15 protein-coding genes and 4 tRNA genes are annotated in these 18143 nt (G+C 45.3%); 4 read left to right on the forward strand and 15 right to left on the reverse strand.

All coding sequences use genetic code 11. The features are described from left to right. Positions 1-235 precede the first annotated feature (235 nt). The 8 genes from VXQ11_RS12210 to secA form a co-directional block, all read right to left on the reverse strand. Positions 236-312 (reverse strand) — tRNA-Pro (locus VXQ11_RS12210). Positions 313-329: 17 nt separating this feature from the next. After that, positions 330-405 (reverse strand) — tRNA-His (locus tag VXQ11_RS12215). 37 nt (positions 406-442) lie between these two features. After that, positions 443-519: transfer RNA gene (locus tag VXQ11_RS12220), tRNA-Arg, on the reverse strand. A 34-nt stretch (positions 520-553) separates the two neighbouring features. Continuing rightward, positions 554-630 (reverse strand) — tRNA-Pro (locus tag VXQ11_RS12225). 154 nt (positions 631-784) lie between these two features. After that, complete coding sequence (gene nadA / locus VXQ11_RS12230) at positions 785-1852, reverse strand: quinolinate synthase NadA (protein ID WP_416706144.1); 1068 nt, start codon at positions 1850-1852, stop codon at positions 785-787. A gap of 153 nt (positions 1853-2005) precedes the next feature. After that, positions 2006-3226: a bifunctional glutamate N-acetyltransferase/amino-acid acetyltransferase ArgJ gene (gene argJ, locus VXQ11_RS12235; protein WP_416681924.1), complete on the reverse strand. Its 1221-nt coding sequence runs from the start codon at positions 3224-3226 to the stop codon at positions 2006-2008. 158 nt (positions 3227-3384) lie between these two features. Then, a complete protein-coding gene (locus VXQ11_RS12240; RefSeq protein WP_416706145.1) occupies positions 3385-3738 on the reverse strand; it encodes a hypothetical protein in 354 nt (117 codons plus the stop codon). 138 nt (positions 3739-3876) lie between these two features. After that, a complete protein-coding gene (gene secA, locus VXQ11_RS12245; RefSeq protein WP_416706146.1) occupies positions 3877-6603 on the reverse strand; it encodes a preprotein translocase subunit SecA in 2727 nt (908 codons plus the stop codon). A gap of 331 nt (positions 6604-6934) precedes the next feature. Here secA and VXQ11_RS12250 point away from each other — a divergent pair, with 331 nt between their 5' ends. Both VXQ11_RS12250 and VXQ11_RS12255 read left to right on the forward strand, forming a co-directional pair. Beyond that, entirely contained in the window at positions 6935-7576 is a 642-nt protein-coding gene (locus VXQ11_RS12250; RefSeq protein WP_064095187.1) for a peroxiredoxin, read from the forward strand. A 124-nt stretch (positions 7577-7700) separates the two neighbouring features. After that, on the forward strand, positions 7701-8300 hold the full coding sequence (locus VXQ11_RS12255) for a dual specificity protein phosphatase family protein (RefSeq protein WP_416706147.1): 600 nt from the start codon (positions 7701-7703) through the stop codon (positions 8298-8300). Positions 8301-8305: 5 nt separating this feature from the next. Here the strand turns inward: VXQ11_RS12255 and VXQ11_RS12260 are convergent, their stop codons facing one another. The 4 genes from VXQ11_RS12260 to trpA are packed head-to-tail and all read right to left on the reverse strand — an operon-like array spanning position 8306 to position 12295. Continuing rightward, positions 8306-9322 (reverse strand): SPOR domain-containing protein, encoded by a 1017-nt coding sequence (locus tag VXQ11_RS12260; RefSeq protein WP_416706148.1) that lies wholly within the window; start codon positions 9320-9322, stop codon positions 8306-8308. Then, positions 9319-10602 (reverse strand): bifunctional tetrahydrofolate synthase/dihydrofolate synthase, encoded by a 1284-nt coding sequence (folC, locus tag VXQ11_RS12265; protein ID WP_416681914.1) that lies wholly within the window; start codon positions 10600-10602, stop codon positions 9319-9321. Before folC ends, VXQ11_RS12260 begins: the two co-directional genes overlap by 4 nt. Further along, a complete protein-coding gene (accD, locus tag VXQ11_RS12270) occupies positions 10599-11495 on the reverse strand; it encodes an acetyl-CoA carboxylase, carboxyltransferase subunit beta (protein WP_064095191.1) in 897 nt (298 codons plus the stop codon). Before accD ends, folC begins: the two co-directional genes overlap by 4 nt. Next, complete coding sequence (gene trpA, locus VXQ11_RS12275; protein WP_064095192.1) at positions 11492-12295, reverse strand: tryptophan synthase subunit alpha; 804 nt, start codon at positions 12293-12295, stop codon at positions 11492-11494. The genes accD and trpA overlap by 4 nt, the downstream gene beginning before the upstream one ends. A gap of 365 nt (positions 12296-12660) precedes the next feature. On the opposite strand from trpA, the gene VXQ11_RS12280 reads away from it, so the two are divergent. Further along, a complete protein-coding gene (locus tag VXQ11_RS12280; protein ID WP_064095193.1) occupies positions 12661-13995 on the forward strand; it encodes a Na+/H+ antiporter NhaC family protein in 1335 nt (444 codons plus the stop codon). A 49-nt stretch (positions 13996-14044) separates the two neighbouring features. On the opposite strand, the gene VXQ11_RS12285 is transcribed toward VXQ11_RS12280, so the two are convergent. Next, positions 14045-15082: a helix-turn-helix transcriptional regulator gene (locus tag VXQ11_RS12285; RefSeq protein ID WP_064095194.1), complete on the reverse strand. Its 1038-nt coding sequence runs from the start codon at positions 15080-15082 to the stop codon at positions 14045-14047. 142 nt (positions 15083-15224) lie between these two features. Here VXQ11_RS12285 and VXQ11_RS12290 point away from each other — a divergent pair, with 142 nt between their 5' ends. Continuing rightward, on the forward strand, positions 15225-16103 hold the full coding sequence (locus VXQ11_RS12290) for a metal-dependent hydrolase (protein ID WP_064095195.1): 879 nt from the start codon (positions 15225-15227) through the stop codon (positions 16101-16103). 58 nt (positions 16104-16161) lie between these two features. Here VXQ11_RS12290 and VXQ11_RS12295 read toward each other — a convergent pair whose 3' ends face one another. Both VXQ11_RS12295 and VXQ11_RS12300 read right to left on the reverse strand, forming a co-directional pair. Next, entirely contained in the window at positions 16162-17154 is a 993-nt protein-coding gene (locus VXQ11_RS12295; RefSeq protein ID WP_416706149.1) for a DUF2804 domain-containing protein, read from the reverse strand. 136 nt (positions 17155-17290) lie between these two features. Next, positions 17291-17800, reverse strand: a complete 510-nt coding sequence (locus VXQ11_RS12300) for a DUF1543 domain-containing protein (RefSeq protein WP_416706150.1) — start codon at positions 17798-17800, stop codon at positions 17291-17293. Positions 17801-18143: the final 343 nt, after the last annotated feature.

Below are 18143 nucleotides of genomic sequence, written 5' to 3' on the forward strand. Positions count from 1 at the left end.
TGAGGAATGAGGAATGAGGAATGAGGAATGAGGAATGAGGAATGAGGAATGAGGAATGAGGAATGAGGAATGAGGAATGAGGAAATATTATTTTAATAACTTTAATAACCAGATAATTGATTAGTTATTTTTAACCCCAAATACTTATCCTTACTCACTTTAAGCCAAACATAGATTTCAGGCATAAAAAAACCGCTTAACGCGGTATCTTTTATCTCGACCATCTTGAAGGAGATGGTCGGAGCAGTAGGATTCGAACCTACGACCCCCTGGTCCCAAACCAGGTGCACTACCAGGCTGTGCTATGCTCCGAATTCAACTTTAAAAGTTGGGGTGAATGACGGGATTCGAACCCGCGACAACTGGAATCACAATCCAGGGCTCTACCAACTGAGCTACATCCACCATTATCACATTTAGTTCTTAATATCAAGCCACCAAATGGCGCGCCTGACAGGATTCGAACCTGTGACCATCCGCTTAGAAGGCGGATGCTCTATCCAACTGAGCTACAAGCGCTTTACTGATGCTAACATCATTTGCCTTGAAGAATTGGTCGGAGCAGTAGGATTCGAACCTACGACCCCCTGGTCCCAAACCAGGTGCACTACCAGGCTGTGCTATGCTCCGATTCATCTCAGCTTTTGTATCGAACATCTCGTTCGGTACGGTGTGCATTCTAGGCGTGACGCCCTGAGACGTCAACACCTATATTTAAAAAAAATCGAAAAAACACTTCAAGCGTTTATTTATCAAGCATTTCAGACATTTTTTATACAAATTTCTAGCGTTTTAAGCTGGCGCTAAAATCTAACATTCGATCTAGGGGTAATTTGGCTCGCTGAGCTAAAGTGGGGTCCACATGAATCTCCTGATCACGATGCTGCAAAACCTGCAAAATTCCATCAAGTTCGTTCATTGCCATCCAAGGACAATGTGCACAGGAACGACATGTTGCTCCTTCTCCAGCGGTTGGAGCCTCAATCAGGATCTTATCCGGGACAGCTTGCTGCATTTTATAGAAGATGCCACGGTCTGTTGCCACAATTAATCGCTTGTGCGGTAAAGTTTGGGCTGCCTTGATCAGTTGCGAAGTACTCCCAACTGCATCTGCAATTTCTACCACGGACATGGGTGATTCCGGATGTACCAAAACTGCCGCATCTGGATATAAAGCTTTCATACTAGCAATACCGCGGGAGCGGAATTCTTCATGTACGATACAAGCCCCGTCCCAAAGCAGCATGTCAGCTCCGGTTTTGTTCTGAATATAACGTCCCAGATGCTGATCCGGTGCCCATATAATTTTTTCACCCAGACTGTCCAGATGCTCAATAATTTCCACTGCACAACTTGAGGTGACCACCCAATCGGCACGTGCTTTCACCGCAGCAGAAGTATTGGCATAGACCACTACAGTATGATCAGGATGAGCATCACAGAACTTGCTAAACTCATCTACAGGACAGCCCAGATCTAGCGAACAGGTGGCTTCCAGAGTAGGCATGAGTACCGTTTTTTCAGGTGAAAGGATTTTTGAAGTTTCACCCATAAATTTCACACCTGCTACCACAAGCGTCGATGCTGGGTGATCGCGACCAAAACGTGCCATTTCTAGTGAATCCGAAACACAACCACCTGTAAGTTCGGCCAGCTCCTGCACTTCAGGATCACAATAATAATGCGCGACTAAAACCGCATTCTGTTTTTCCAGCTCGGTCTGAATCTGGGCAAATTTTTCCTGTTTGGCTTGTGCACTGATCTGATGCTCTTTGGGATCTCCTAAACGATCTAAATGCGCCTGCACAATCGATTTAGCTTCATTCGCTATTAATTTAGTCGCATCATTCATAACAACTCTTACTCTACCCTCATGGTTCATTATTCAATGAACCTTTCACCCTACATCCCGGTCATCTCTGGCGATATGCTATTTTTGACCAGTCATTAAAAATCATTAAGTATAAAAAAAGCCCCGCAATGGAGGCTTTCAAAACAATCTGGATTATGAACGATAATCTGCATTGATTTTTACATAATCATAAGATAAGTCACAGGTATAGACCGTATCTTTTGCTTCACCCCGTCCAAGATCAACACGAATCGTCATTTCAGCTTGTGCCATGACACGTGCACCTGCCGCTTCGGTATAATCTGCTGCTGCACCACCATCTTTGCAGATTTGTACATCATCTAACCAAACCTGAATTTTTGCAACGTCTAAATTTACTACACTGGCATAACCAATCGCAGCCAGAATACGCCCCCAGTTTGGATCAGAAGCAAAGATCGCAGTTTTAACTAGAGGTGAATGGGCAATGCTATAGGCTACATCACAGCATTCCTGGGTATTGGCACCCCCCTCGACTGTGACGGTAATAAATTTGGTTGCACCTTCACCATCACGCACGATCAGTTGTGCAAGGCGTTTCATGATACGCATCAGTACTTCTCGCACCGCTGCATAACGCGAATCTTCAATCGAATTAATTTCGACACCACCTGCCTGACCTGTAGCGATCAAGATACAGGAGTCATTGGTTGAAGTATCACCGTCAATCGTAATACGGTTAAATGACTGGTTTACTGTCTCAGACAAAAGCTGCTGTACCAGTTCACGGCTGATCGGCGCATCTGTGGCCACATAGCCCAACATGGTCGCCATATTTGGACGAATCATGCCGGCACCCTTGGAAATACCTGTCATGGTATAAGTAATACCATCCAGTTCGAACTGTTCGGATGCACCTTTCGGTGTGGTATCCGTGGTCATAATTCCTGTCGCTGCATCCATCCAGGCATCATCACGCAATGAATCCAGGGCTGGCTGTAATCCACTGAGCAAACGTTCCATTGGCAACTGCTCGCCAATCACACCTGTTGAAAACGGTAATACTTCTTCAGGTTTTACTCCGGCCAGCTCGGCCAGTTTGGCACAGGTCGCTTCTGCATTTACCATACCTGTCGGGCCAGTACCCGCATTGGCATTACCGGTATTAATGACGAGATACCGTGGATTGCCTATCTTTAAATGTGCTTTTGACACATGCACCGGGGCCGCGCAGAAGGCATTCTGGGTAAATACCCCTGCAACATTGGAGCCGGCAGCCAGTTCAAATATCACCAGGTCACGTCGGTTCTGATAGCGTACATAGGCTTCAGCCGAACCAATTTTAACCCCTTTCACCACATGCATCTGTGGCATAGATACGTCACCAACTGCCATTTTAAAATCCAATCTTGAAGTTTCAGAAAAATACAGCTTAGTTGATCTGCAATAAAAAATCGAGCCAAAGCCAGAGCCCGCCTAAGATTTATTATAGATTTTCACAATAAAAAACCAGTCATCAAGACTGGTTTTTTATATTTTTTAATGAGATGTTCTTAGTTTTGTGCAATTTGTCCAGCTTGATTCAATAAAGCCTGTTTGGCCTGTTGCTGACTTACGCTTGAAAGGGCCGGATTTGTGGCAACAATCCGGTCTGCATTTGCTGCATTGGCCGCTACAATTGCAGCAGTCTGCAATACAATCGGACGATTCTGATTGGCAAAGGTATAACTGATCCCCGTACGTGGACTGACTACCGTCACTTGTGTATCCGTGCGTTGCACTTGGGCAGTGGTCGTACCCACCGCTTGCTCAACTTTATCCAGTGTTGTCGTAGATGGAGTCTGTGCAAAACTTAATACAGGCATTGCCAAAGCAGCAATCATGAGCGTTTTTAATACTTTTTTCATTCAGGTTCTTCCACTTTGAGGTGTTGAATCAGCCATTAAATAGCATTTAATTCCTAAGACTGCAAACAGTATTCAATTTCTGAAAAATCTTCATACATAAAAAAATCAGAGCCATGCGGCTCTGATTTCTAATCCAGTTTAGATCTTGCCATGACACTGTTTGTATTTCAGGCCTGAACCACACGGGCAAGGTGCATTACGACTTGCCGGCGCTTCAAAGACTGGCGCTACAGGATTCGCCTGAGCATTCTGTTCGGTATCCATCTCATGTTCACCTGCAAGCAAGCCGTCAAATTCCTGATGAGATAGCTGCAAACGCATTGCCTCAGCCTGTGCCTGTTGCTGTGCTTCCATTTGGGCCAGTTCTTCAGGGGTCGGTACGTGGATACGCGACAGATCTGTCACTACATCGGACTTAATCGTACCGAGCATGTTCACAAACAGGTTATAAGCTTCTTTTTTGTATTCCTGCTCTGGATTCTTCTGTGCATAACCACGTAAATGAATCCCCTGACGCAAGTAGTCCATAGCCGCCAGATGTTCTTTCCAGTGACGGTCCAGAGAATTCAGCATAAAGTGACGTTCTAGGGATGCTGCAGATTCTTCACCCATTTGCTCACGACGTGAACGGTAGCGATTCAGCACTTCATCTGTAATACGCTCGACCAAAGCTTCTTCATCCAGACGACGGTCCTGTTCCAGCCATTGTCCGACAGGAATATCTATTGACAGGTCTTCACGCAACGCCAGTTCCAGCCCTTCAATATCCCACTGGTCATGAATCGATTCAGGTGGAATATAATTGGCGATCACACCCTGCATCACTTCACGGATCATTTCTTCAATATAATCCTGCAATGAGCTTTCCGCCAGGATGTCATCACGTTGGCTATAAATAATCTTACGCTGTTCGTTATTGACGTCATCGTATTTCAACAGGTTCTTACGAATGTCAAAGTTACGTGCTTCCACTTTACGCTGGGCATTTTCAATCGACCGAGATACCATCTTGTGCTCAATGGCTTCATCTTCCTGTAAGCCCATGGCACGCATCATACCGACTACGCGATCACCGGCAAAGATACGCATCAGGTCGTCTTCCAGTGACAGGTAGAAGCGCGATACACCAGGGTCACCCTGACGGCCGGCACGGCCACGCAACTGGTTATCGATACGGCGTGATTCATGACGTTCGGAACCGATAATATGCAAACCGCCCGAATCCAGCACTGCCTGATGATTGACCTCCCATTCTGCTTTCAGACGCGCTTCATCTTCAGGAGTCGGGTTTTCAATTTTCGCCAGTAATGCTTTCCAGTTACCACCGAGCAAAATGTCGGTACCACGACCGGCCATGTTGGTAGCAATGGTTACAGCACGTGGTGCACCCGCCTGGGCAATAATATCGGCTTCACGCTCATGCTGCTTGGCATTTAGCACTTCATGTTCAATGCCAGCTGCTTTTAGCTTGTCCGAAAGGATTTCAGACGCTTCAATGGTGGCTGTACCAATCAGAATTGGCGCAACACCTGCTTCATGCACACGCTGAATTTCTTGAATAATGGCGTTATATTTTCCTTCACGATTTAGATAAATCAAATCGTTCTGGTCATCCCGGATCATTGGACGGTGCGTCGGAATCAGCACCACATCCAGACCATAAATTTCTTTCATTTCCGCTGCTTCAGTATCAGCAGTACCGGTCATACCGGACAGTTTTTTATACAGACGGAAATAGTTCTGGAAGGTTGTGGTTGCCAGAGTCTGGTTTTCCGGCTGGATTTCCAGTCCTTCTTTGGCTTCTACGGCTTGATGCAAACCTTCAGACCAACGACGTCCCGGCATGGTACGACCGGTATTTTCATCGACAATAATCACTTCACCATCGTTAATGATGTATTGCACATTGCGTTGATAAAGATAATGGGCGCGAATCGCTGCAGTGACATGATGTAACAGGTTCAGGTTCGCCGCTGAATACAGGCTCTCACCTTCAGCCAGCAGGCCCATTTCAATCAGTTCACTTTCAATGGTTTCAAAGCCTACTTCAGTAATTTCAACTGAACGCTGTTTTTCATCAATCCAGAAGTGACCACCGTCCGGCACTTTTTCTTCTGTCTGTGGTTTTAACTTTGGTGGAATATTATTAATGGCTGCATAAAGCTGCGAAGAGTCTTCACTTTGACCAGAAATAATCAGCGGGGTACGTGCTTCATCAATCAGGATCGAATCGACCTCATCGATAATGGCATAGATCAGACCACGCTGCTTTTTCTCGGCCAGCGAGAACACCATATTGTCACGCAGGTAGTCAAAACCGAATTCGTTATTGGTACCGTAAGTAATATCGGCACGATAAGCTTCAGCTTTTTCCATCGGATTTTGCATGGAATAAATGATACCGATGCTTAAACCCAAAAATTCAAATAATGGACGGTTTAACTCGGCATCACGCTGTGCCAGATAATCGTTCACGGTAATGACATGCACACCTTGACCACTGATGGCATTCAGATAGCAGGCCAAAGTACCCATCAGGGTTTTACCCTCACCGGTACGCATCTCTGCGATTTTGCCTTCATGCAAGGTAATACCGCCGATCAGCTGCACGTCATAATGACGCATACCCATCACTCGCTTAGCGGCTTCACGACAGACTGCAAATGCTTCAGGAAGTAATTTATCAAGGGTTTCACCCTTATTATATCGTTGTTTGAATTCTTCAGTTTTTGCAGATAAGTCTGCATCGCTCAGGGATGATATCGTCGGCTCGAGCGCATTAATCTTGTCTACGATTTTACGCATGCGTTTGAGTTCGCGCTCATTTTTGGTACCGAAGATTCCTCCGATCAGACTTGCCAACATGAATAGACTCTCTAAATCTTGCTTGTCAAATGAATATGTTCTTAGTCGTTATTATGGTGCTAGAAATTTGAACTACAAGGGTTTTGCTGTAAAACCGCTAAAAAAATCTGATCCTTAGTTCTAGCCCTAAGATCTAAGGCAAAGTAATGTAGCAAATTTTCCCTGTGCAACATAGTCAATTAATTGACTGATTTTTGCACTTCTGGATAGATGGATATCTTGCTTATGCAGTTTATTCATAAAGAAAGATAAAAACACTATTTTTAATTATATAAATATTGGGTCATATTAAATCTTATCTCTCCATTAAAAAACCAATTGAGGCAAAAAGATGAGTTTACGTCTAGGCGATACCGCACCGAATTTTGAACAGCAATCCAGTGAAGGCCTGATTAATTTTTATGATTTTCTGGGCGATAGCTGGGGCATTTTATTTTCACACCCTGCCGACTATACACCAGTATGTACGACTGAACTTGGCTATACCGCAAAACTGAAAGACGAGTTCGCAAAACGTGGCGTGAAAGCGATTGCCCTGTCGGTCGATGATGTTGAATCACATCATGGCTGGATTAAAGACATCAATGAAACCCAGAATACCACAGTCAATTTCCCAATTATTGCCGATCAGGATCGTAAAGTCTCCGAGCTGTATGACTTCATCCATCCGAATGCCAGCGAAACGCTAACAGTTCGTTCTTTAGTGGTCATCGATCCCAACAAAAAAGTCCGTTTAATTATTACCTACCCTGCATCGACAGGGCGTAATTTCCATGAAATCTTGCGTGTCATAGACTCCCTGCAACTCACCGATAAACATAAAGTGGCCACGCCAGCAAACTGGCAGCAGGGTGAGGATGTCGTGATCGTTCCTTCATTAAAAGATGAGGACGAGATTAAGCAACGCTTCCCTAAAGGTTATACTGCGGTAACGCCTTATTTAAGGCTTACGCCGCAGCCTGAGCAAAATTAAAAGCGCTATCATAAAAAATAAGAGAACTATCACTATAAAGCCTGTCTTCGAATAGGCTTTTTTATATTCAAAATCTCGTATTCACTTTAAACTTTAAGGGACAAAAACAACAATCAGGGTTTGTATGAAAATCTGTATATTTCCAATCATGATGAGTGGCTACCTCCTGACCACAGGTTGTGTGACCACGCCCGCCCTGCCTGCGCATGAACGTCCTCAGCATTGGGGAAAGGCAATTCATCAGGAATATAATTTTCATCAAATCAGTAATTTTGTCTATCGTAGTGAACAGCCTTCATCCGAACTTATTTCTTTATTAAAACAGCATCACATCGATGTGGTTATTAATTTACGTTCACGGGATCAAGACAGCATCATTTTAAGCAATGAAAAATTTCAGCTGCATCATGTACCCATCCATACTTGGGCACTTGATCGGGAAGATTTATTGAAAGTTATGTTACTGATCCAGCAAGCACAACAAAACAACCAAAAAGTTTTACTGCATTGTTATCACGGTTCAGACCGTACCGGTGCCAGTGTGGCCATGTACCGGATTATTTTCCAGAACTGGCGCATTGAAGACGCAGTACGGGAAATGAAGCATGGCGGTTATGGCTTTCATTCCATTTGGCGCAATATTGAAAAATTATTTATCCCTGAAAATGTAAGATGGATTCGCGAGCAACTCACGAATCCATCTACAGAAACTTCGGTTAAGTAAGAGAATTAACGCTTATCTAGCGGCACCCAGTCATTCACCCAGGCTGATTTCATGTTCAGGCTGGCATCAGACGCGATTTTCTTGCGGAGTGCGTCTGCAGTATCACGGTCTTTAGAGGGTCCAACCATGATACGTATGCCTTTAGAAGTAGGACTTTTGGTGACCTTGTAACCTTTGGCACGCAGCTTGGCTGCCACCGCATCTGCATTGGCTTCATTCGCAGCCAGTGCCACCTGCACCATCCATTGCTTGTCCTCTTCTCCTTCCAGAAGTTTACGTGCCTGTTCAGCTTCTGCTTTCTTCTTGGCTTCTTCAGCTTTACGCTTTTCGTCGGCTTTACGTTTTTCCTCGGCAGCTTTACGTTCAGCTTCTTTCTTTTCAGTCGCTTTACGCTCTTCCTCGGCTTTACGTTTTGTTTCAGCCACCTTACGTTCTGCTTCGGCTTTTTGCTGCTGCTCTAACTTGCGTTTTTCTTCTACAGCTTTGCTTTCAGCCACTTTACGCTCTGCTTCTTTCTTGGCTGCATCAGTAGAACTATTGGCTTTTTGTTGGTCCAGCTGCTGCTGGGCTAACTTTTTTTCTTGCAGTGCTTTTTCTTCAGCCAGACGTTTCTGCTTGGCCTGTTCGTCTTCCACCAGTTCTGGCGGAATATTATCGGAACTTTGTTGTCCCATACGGTGTGCATTCAGGGCAGCATATTCTTCAGCCGCTTTACGCGCAGCATCTGCTTCAGCCTGCTGTTGCATCGCTAAAAATTCGGCTGCACGTGCTTCCTGCTCTGCAACCGATTTTTCCCGGTCACGACGTTGCTGTTCAAGTAAACGCTTTTCTGTTTCCACATCGACCGTCAAAGAACCGAGCGAATGATTGCCTGTCTCTTTATTTTCAACTTCCGCAGCCTGTGCCGGATTTTGCTGACGGTCATGATTGATTTCATCTTGGCCTTTCAGGAGTAATGCTGCCAATAAAACACCACCACCGAGTAAAACAACACCGCCCATCCAGCGCTGTTTGTTATTCATTGACATTCTTCCAAATACTCCCATACCGCTTCTAAGGTATGAAATGATCCACATACCAAAATCAGCTGATTATTATCTGTTTGATCCAGTGCTGATTTAAAAGCTAATTTTACATTGTCAAATTGTTCTACCGCCTCACCGCTTAAAGCATCAGCCAAAACTGTGACCTCTGCCGCACGCGGAACGGATAATGGTGCAATTTTCCACAATTGAACTGTGTCTTTCAATAACTTGGCGACAGAATTTATATCTTTATCTGCCAGCATTGAAAATACGCAAATAACTTCATTATATTTTTGATTATAATTTAAATAACTTCGCAACTGTTTCAGCAGAAATTCGACCCCATGCGGGTTATGCCCGGCATCAAAAATCACGGTTTTATTCTGGATTTGACGGATTTCAAACCGTCCCGGCAATTTTGCCGTTTGAATGCCTTGTGCAATTGCCTGCTGGCTGACGTTTAATCCGCTCAGCAGGATGGCGGCCACGGCGGTAGAAATATTATCCAGCGCCAGCGATCCTGTTGGGAATTTTAAGGTTGTACCCGAAGAAGCAAAAGCCCAGCTTTGGCCATCTTCAAACGCTTCATAAAAATAATCCCGGTTGATTGCATACAAGGGCGCATTGCATTCTTGGGATGTATCCAGAATGGCTTGCGGGATCTGTTGCTGTCCACCAAATACCACGGGAATATCCGGGCGGATAATTCCGGCCTTTTCAAAAGCAATTTTCTCGATGGTGTCACCAAGCCAGTCGGTATGATCCAGACCAATATTGGTAATTACCGCAACATCGGGATTGACCACATTGACCACATCCAGACGGCCGCCCAGGCCGACTTCCAGTACCCAGACATCACAGCACTGATCTTTAAAAATCACAAAGGCGGCCAGTGTGGTGGCTTCAAAGAAAGACAGGCTCAAACCGCATTCGCGACGAGCCTGATCGACCTGAACAAAAGCATCAATCAGCAACTGATCTTCCACCTCAATGCCGCGTAATTTCACGCGTTCATTAAAGCGATACACATGTGGAGATTGATACAGCCCGACCTTGAAGCCTTGCGCATTCAGAATCGCGGCCAGTGTGGTAGTGGTTGAACCCTTACCATTGGTTCCTGCCACCGTCAGCACTTTGGCCTCTGGAGATGTCACGCCCAGCTTTTCAGCCACCGGAATGACACGTTCCAGACCTAAATCAATACCCGTAACGTGAACATGGCTCCAATAATCGAGCCATGTATTTAAAGAATCTGTTGCTAAGGGTGCTGTGTTCAATGCAAATTCATCAACTTCGTAACGATACGATAAACTGTATCACGTAATGCGTGACGGTGAACAATCTGATCGATTACCCCATGATCAAGCAAATATTCCGCGCGCTGGAACGGTTCTTCCAGTTTTTCACGTACGGTCTGTTCGATCACACGTTTACCGGCAAAGCCAATCATCGCTTTCGGTTCGGCAAGATGTACATCACCCAACATTGCCAATGAGGCAGTTACACCACCGTATACCGGATGAGTCAGTACGACCACATAAGGCAGACCTGCTTCTTTTAAACGCTGGATCGCAGCCGAAGTACGCGCCATTTGCATCAGGGACAACATGCCTTCCTGCATACGTGCACCACCAGAAGCAGCAAAACAGATCAGGGGCTGACGGGTTTCAATCGCACGTTCTGCCGCCTGAACAAAGCGGTCACCCACTACTGTACCCATCGAACCGCCCATGAAGTCGAATTCAAACGCACAGGCAATCATCGGTACGCCTTTCAGCAAACCTTGAATCACGACCAGTGCTTCAGTTTCACCGGTTTTCTTTTGCGCTTCAGCCATACGGTCTGGATAGGCTTTGCTATCGACAAATTTCAGTGGATCTTTGGCTACAAATTCCTGACCCAGCTCTGTTTGTACCTGGTCAAAGAACCAGTTCAGACGCTCACGGGCTTTCATACGCAAATGTTCATCACATTGCGGACAGACATAGGCATTGAATGACATGGCAGTACGGGTCACCAATGCATGACATTCAGGGCACTCAATCGTAGGCTCGGTAAATGTCGCTTTATATGCCGTTTGCTCATCGGGTACCTGAATGCCCGGAACAGTGCGCTCCGTCCATGGGGTCGATGGGCTCAGAATTTTGCCTGATTTCAGTTGTTGACTCATACTAACTCATCGAGCGCTGCTCGAAGCTCCTTGACTTTATTCACCGTTGCAATAACGGCTTGTTCTGGTGCGAGCGTTGCAAACTGCTTTACAAACGCACTACCCACAATAACTGCATCGGCAGCAACACCCATCGCTTTCGCAGATGCAGCATCACTGATACCGAAACCTACGCCTACAGGAACATCAGTCACAGCTTTAATCTTTTGAATGCGTGCAGCAGCTTCAGAAACATCTAAAGTTGCTGCACCGGTCACGCCTTTCAGTGACACATAGTAAATAAAGCCGCTGGCCTGTTTTGCTACATGTTGAATACGTGCATCGGTTGAAGTTGGTGCCAGCAGGAAAATCTGATCCATGTCATATTTTTCCAGTACTTCACCCAGACTTTTTGCTTCTTCTGGCGGTAAGTCCACCAGTAGTACGCCGTCTACTCCACATTCATAGGCATAAGCCACAAACTTTTCATAGCCAATTACTTCAACCGGATTCAGATAACCCATCAGCACCACTGGTGTTTCGCGGTCTTTCAAGCGAAATTCTTTCACCATATGCAGTGCATCCAGTGTATTGGTCCCACCAGCCAGAGCACGTTCAGCCGCCAGCGCAATCACCGGTCCATCTGCCATCGGGTCTGAGAAAGGAAGTCCCAGCTCAATCACGTCGACACCCGCATCCACCATCTCATGCAACAAAGGCACCGTAATTTCTGGATGCGGATCACCAGCCATTACATAAGAAACTAAAGCTTTACGCTGTTGAGATTTAAGTTGTGCAAATCGGGCGGCTAAACGTGACATAGGGTGATATTTTCCTTAACGTGTTTCAAACTTGAGGCATTGACTATGTAGAAATACAAGACATCGCATTGTAACGCTATTTTTTGTCCAATGAACAGTCTGCGATACCGACCTCGAGTACTTCATTTCCTGTGCGAAGATTTCAAAACAATTCGGAAGGGTCTATTTACGATTATTTTGATTTTTTTCACAATGATCAAAGATGCCTAATTTTGCTATTACCTAAAATCTTGAATATTTAGATAAACTTATTTTTATCATATAAAAATTAATAAAAATGCAGATGTTAGCGCATTCATATAAAGTTTTCTGAAATTGCAAAACCTGCTTTATACTAGTCCTATTCTCTTACTTTTTTATCTCCTATGCAGACTGATTCTGAGGCGACAGTGCAGGCACGCGCCATTGCACTGCTGCCGCTTATTGTATTTTTAACCATATTTTTGGGTAGCGGAATCTATCATTCCCTGATCGGAACCGAGTTCGCGTTCTATCAGGTGAAAGCGCCTGTGGCTGCCCTGCCTGCGATTATCTTGGCTGCATTAGTGTATCGCGGTAAACTTAACCAAGGCATTGAGGAATTCATCAGAGGTGCCAGTCATCCGAACTTAATCCTGATGTTTATGGTGTTTATGCTGGCCGGTGCCTTTGCCAGCGTCAGTAGTGCCATTGGCAGTGTGGATGCCACTGTGCAGATGGGCTTGTCGGTGATTCCACCCACATTTATTCTGCCGATGCTGTTTGTGATCTCGGCCTTTATTGCCACGGCTATGGGTACCTCCATGGGCACCATTGCAGCCTGTGCGCCGATCGCTTTTGGATTTGCCGAGGTCACCGAGATCAATGTAGTTTATGCGGTTGGTGCGGTCGTTGGTGGTGCCATGTTCGGTGACAATCTTTCAATGATCTCGGATACCACCATTGCTGCAACGACCAGTCAGGGCGTACAACTGCGTGACAAATTCAGAGTCAATGTCTGGATTGCGGTTCCTGCCTCAATCGTGACTATTTTGATTTACGTGTTGAGTAGCGGTAGTAGCAATGCAGTGGAATACAAGGACTTCAACTGGCTTCTGGTCTTACCTTATATCGCCGTATTTATTTTAGCCTTTAGCCGTTTACACGTTCTGGCTGTGCTGACCATTGGGGTACTACTTTCCGGCTTGTTTGGCCTGTTTGCCACAGCTGAATTTGATCTGCTCAAACTGAATACTTCAATTTATGATGGCTTTGTCGGCATGTTTGAAGTGGCATTATTGTCCATGTTCCTGGGTGGCCTGTCGGCGATCATGCAACGTGAAGGCGGTTTACGCTGGCTGATCGAGCGTATTTATAGCCTGACCCGTCTGTTTAAAGTCGGTCAGCAACGTGCTGGCGAAATCGGGATCAGCTTCTTGGTAGTATTTTCGAATATTTTTGTGGCCAATAATACCGTGGCGATTATTCTGTCTGGAGATATGGCACGTGAAGTTGCCAAAGAATACGGTGTAGATCCCAAGCGTTCTGCGGCACTGATGGATATTTTCTCCTGTGTGGTGCAAGGGTTGATTCCCTATGGCGCACAGTTACTACTGGCCTGTTCTATTGCAAAAATCTCACCGGTTGAACTGATTGGTGGTGTGTACTATTGCTGGATTCTGGCCATTTTTGCGATTGCGGCGATTGCATTTAGATTCCCCAAGATCAAAGCCAGCGCTTAACCTCACCATTTTCTTCAAATAAAAAAGCGACCTGTTTGGGTCGCTTTTTTTAGCTGCGCTGTTGGTGTAACTGCCTTTTGCGCTCTAACAATGTCTGTCCGGTGGCTGCCTTGTAGGCCCGTGCCAATGCCGACTGGTCAGAATAATCCAGCTGCTCAGCGATCTCGCTCAACCCCATTCCCTGTTGCAACAGCAGCTCGCAACGTTTAATCCGCTGCTGTTCCAGCAGTTTTTTAAATGAGGTGCCATGTGTGCTGAATAAGCGTTGCAAACTCCGTGTCGACATCAGCAACTGCCGGGCAAGCTGTTCAACTTTAATGGCCTGATGCCGGGTACGGAGCTGTTCGGCAATCATTTGCTGGGCCTGTTCCAGATGATTCTCAACTAGTGGCTTGGCTGCAATGGCCTGTTCTGCCTGATGCACCAGCAACTGTAACAGCATAGGATCTGCCTGCTCAGACCGATGTGCCAGTCCTTGTAAATCCAGTTCTATGCCGTAGTAGGCTTGGGAAAATTTCACCTCGCTGGCGAAAAACTTTTGATAATGCATTTGTCCCCTATCGGGCGCATGGACAAAGCGTACACAACGGACTAACAGTTGATGATCCTGTAAAATGACACGTCCCAACTGCACCATCGCGGCCATGGTCAGTTCATTTAGCAGATTATATTTTTCGTCCAGATAGGCCCAGTATAATTCAATACTGCATTCATGCTGCTTCAACTGCAAAGGTACAAACTCACCGCCATCAACCACCAGTCGTTGAAAACGCATGATATGGCAAATCATTTCCGCAACGCTGCTGCTCCGCGAAGCCATATAACCGAGCACACCAAAATGTTCTGGGCGAATGACTTGTACAATCTCGAAAATCAGCTGCGGACAGTTTAAATACTGCCGGGTTGTTAAAAGAAGCTGATTCAATAATTCTAGAGGCACTTGTGTGGCAAAAGGCTGATCAATCAGGGGGACAAGCACTTCATGTAGTTCTTGCAGAAAGTCAGCTTCCAAAGGCTCAATTTGCAGACCGCGCAGATAGGTCGCCCAGAGTTGAATATAACCATTGGATATTTTAATTTCTTGCATGCGCACTTCTCGCTGCCTGCTTTAGTCTGAGCAGTTTTATTTTCATTTGGCATAAAATGTATAAAAATTGGCAAGCTATGTCAAAACAATTACAGGATTCCCCGACATACTGTTCGCATCATCATAAAAAAGAACGTACAAGATGAATGCAGTATTAAAATCTTTGATAAAGCCCGTAGTACGGACCCAGCTTGATTTTAAACTGGATGAAATTCCACGCTACTGGTTGGGCGGCGATCCCTTTCTGACCCGCATGTTCGATGCCCTGAGCCTGACCTTTCCTGATGGTGAGCGCTATTTTATTCAGAGTGTACGCCTGTTCCGCGATCAGATCACAGACCCGGAACTGCAGCAGCGTGTTGCAGATTTTATTCGTCAGGAAGCGCAGCATGGCATGACCCATGAAAAAATGAATCAGCTGATGCGCGAGCAAGGCATGCCCGTAGATCAGTTCATTCAGCGCCTGAATTACATGATGAATTACGACTTGAAAAACCGCTCACCTGAATACAATATCGCGGTAACTGCTGCCGCAGAGCATCTGACTGCGCTAATGGCCGAGACTTTTTTTGGACAGAAAGATACGTTAAGAGATGCCCATCCTTTTGTTCGTGCCATGTTTGCATGGCATGCCATTGAAGAAATGGAACATCGTGATGTGGCTTTTGATGTGATGAAAGATGTAGCAAAAACTCCAGAGCTTCTGCGAAAATATAGCTTGGTGATTACTACCCTGCTCATGTTCAGCTTTACCATATACCGCGCCAACATCATGCTTAAACATGATGGATTCACGCCATTACAACGTTTGCAAATGAACTTAAAAGGACTGCCCTGGTTTTTTGGCCGTAACGGGAAATTGACCCGTATGGGTACACAATATCGGGACTGGTTTAAAAAAGACTTCCATCCTTCCCAGCATCCGGTCATTGCCCAATATGATGTCTGGGTAAAAACTCTAGCCGAAACCAATGATCCTATTCAGGCCGGTGAAGCCTTCTGGCAGGCTGCCAAAGATTAAGTTCAAATCAAAAAGCCTTCAAAATTGAAGGCTTTTTTTATGTCTTATGCCTGTACATTTACCACTTGGCATAATGCTGTTCAAGCAAGGCATATTCATTTAGTAAAATAATTTCCTGATCATCTTGCTGAATCGTTCCGGAAACCTTGGCTTGCCACTGACTAAACTGGCTCCCGACCAGACGCAGGTTTAGATTTTCATAACGGCGCCAGCCTGTGCTGACCATCAGATTCAATCTTTCATCCAGCGACTGAATCGTCCATTGGTTTTCCGATTCCTGCTGGAACAGCACATCGGCCAGTGGATAAATTTTTCCATTGACCCACAGACAGTTCTCGTTGCCAAAACTTTCATTCACGCCCGAAGCCAGATTAAGCCCAATCCGGTTATGGTTCACATCCCAGAAATTACAGGACAGCCAGAACCAGGCGGTTTCCGGGCGTAAAAAGCCACACGTATCATCTAATGAGGCAAAGCTGCGTTCATTAAACTGGATGGTTTGTCCCTGCTTGTTAATGAAAAAGCCTTCACAGCCCAAAGTGGTCAGTTTCTGGGTATAGGTCCAGCCGTTGATGCCAGTCGGACTGCACATACTCAGTGGATCGGTTCCAGCACAGAAAATCCGGGCACTGAGTTTAATTTCACCATATTTGCTGACGTTGATATAACGCACGCCGTTGGCATGCTGGATATCGATCTGAAAAGGTGACTTGTGAAAATAACTATGATTAAACAGCGGCTGTTCATCCAGCACAGTGTTACGGGACAGGAAATTAATCGCATTCCATTCCAGCACTTCATTGTTCATATGGTTATAGACATAAACAAAGCCATGCCCTGCCCATGCAATATCGGCAATCGCCAGTCCAATGGTATAATGCTCGTGCTGAATACTACAGAATTTGAATTTCTTATATTTTAGATGCTTACGCCAGCCTGACAGCACATGGCCATAAGGATTCTTGTATTGATATGCCTGATAGTCAATACTTTTTGGAAGCTCCTTGAAACGTCCATAACGCGGTTGTCCATTTGCCTGAATTAAATCCATTTAAGACATTCCATCTCAGTCAAAACTGTTTTTTCCTTGACAGTATTATGCCAATTATTAAATTTTGATAAAGTTATTTTTTAAACCGCTTATCGAATCCTTCAGCCGGAAGAAACTTTCTCTTTTATAGACAACTTTAAATGGTGAGATAGGTATTTTCCCAGTGATTGTCACTAAAGCTGCCTTCTACCAGTTGGACATAGCGGCCATAGACCTGATCAATTGCAAGACAGTCATCTACATCCAGTACACTGTCGGTATGCTGTTTTTGCCAGTGCCGGGCGAAGTAGGCTTTACCGCGCTGTTTAGCCACCATGGCATTCTGTGCAACCACCAGCACATAACGATGCAGCTCGCCAAACTCGCGTGGATCATAACCACCCAGATTAATCAGCCAAAGTTTTTCATCGGCCTGGTTCGGAGCAGCATCAGTAAATTGCAGCGCATAGGATTTCCCCTCGAACTCCAGCCCGTTAATTTTTGCCCAGGCATCAATATGCAGACCTTTCTGCTCCGCAAACCAGGCATTTTTCAATTGCGGATAGGTATCTTCCAGACTCTCTCCTACTGCCAGAACCACATCATGAACTTCTGTATTGGCACGGGCATGACGGCCACCAAGCATCACAATAAACAGGCTGGGCATAGTATTTCCTTATTCGTGTCGATCTTTCAAAATGAATGGATGTATGTCGACCAGTATAGCGCAAAGCCATTTTGTAATTATGGTGTCATCTTCCAGAGCTAGATTGACAGACTGAGGTATGAATTTATGCAAAACAGGTTCTGGAATCGTTATCTATGCAAGATCAGCTTTATTCCTTCTCAATTCACTCTCAGGCTAGAAAAGTCTTTTTTAGGGGATACATTTCGCTAGTGGCTCATTTCCAAGCATTTACATCGGGATTTGCAGCCACAGAAGGATTGTTTTTTGTACAAAACATAAACACGGCTAAACTGCACAAATCTGTACGAATTTTCGCCCGAAT

Source organism: Acinetobacter sp. 197 (genome assembly GCF_048148385.1).
GTDB classification, from domain to species: Bacteria; Pseudomonadota; Gammaproteobacteria; order Pseudomonadales; family Moraxellaceae; genus Acinetobacter; species Acinetobacter pecorum.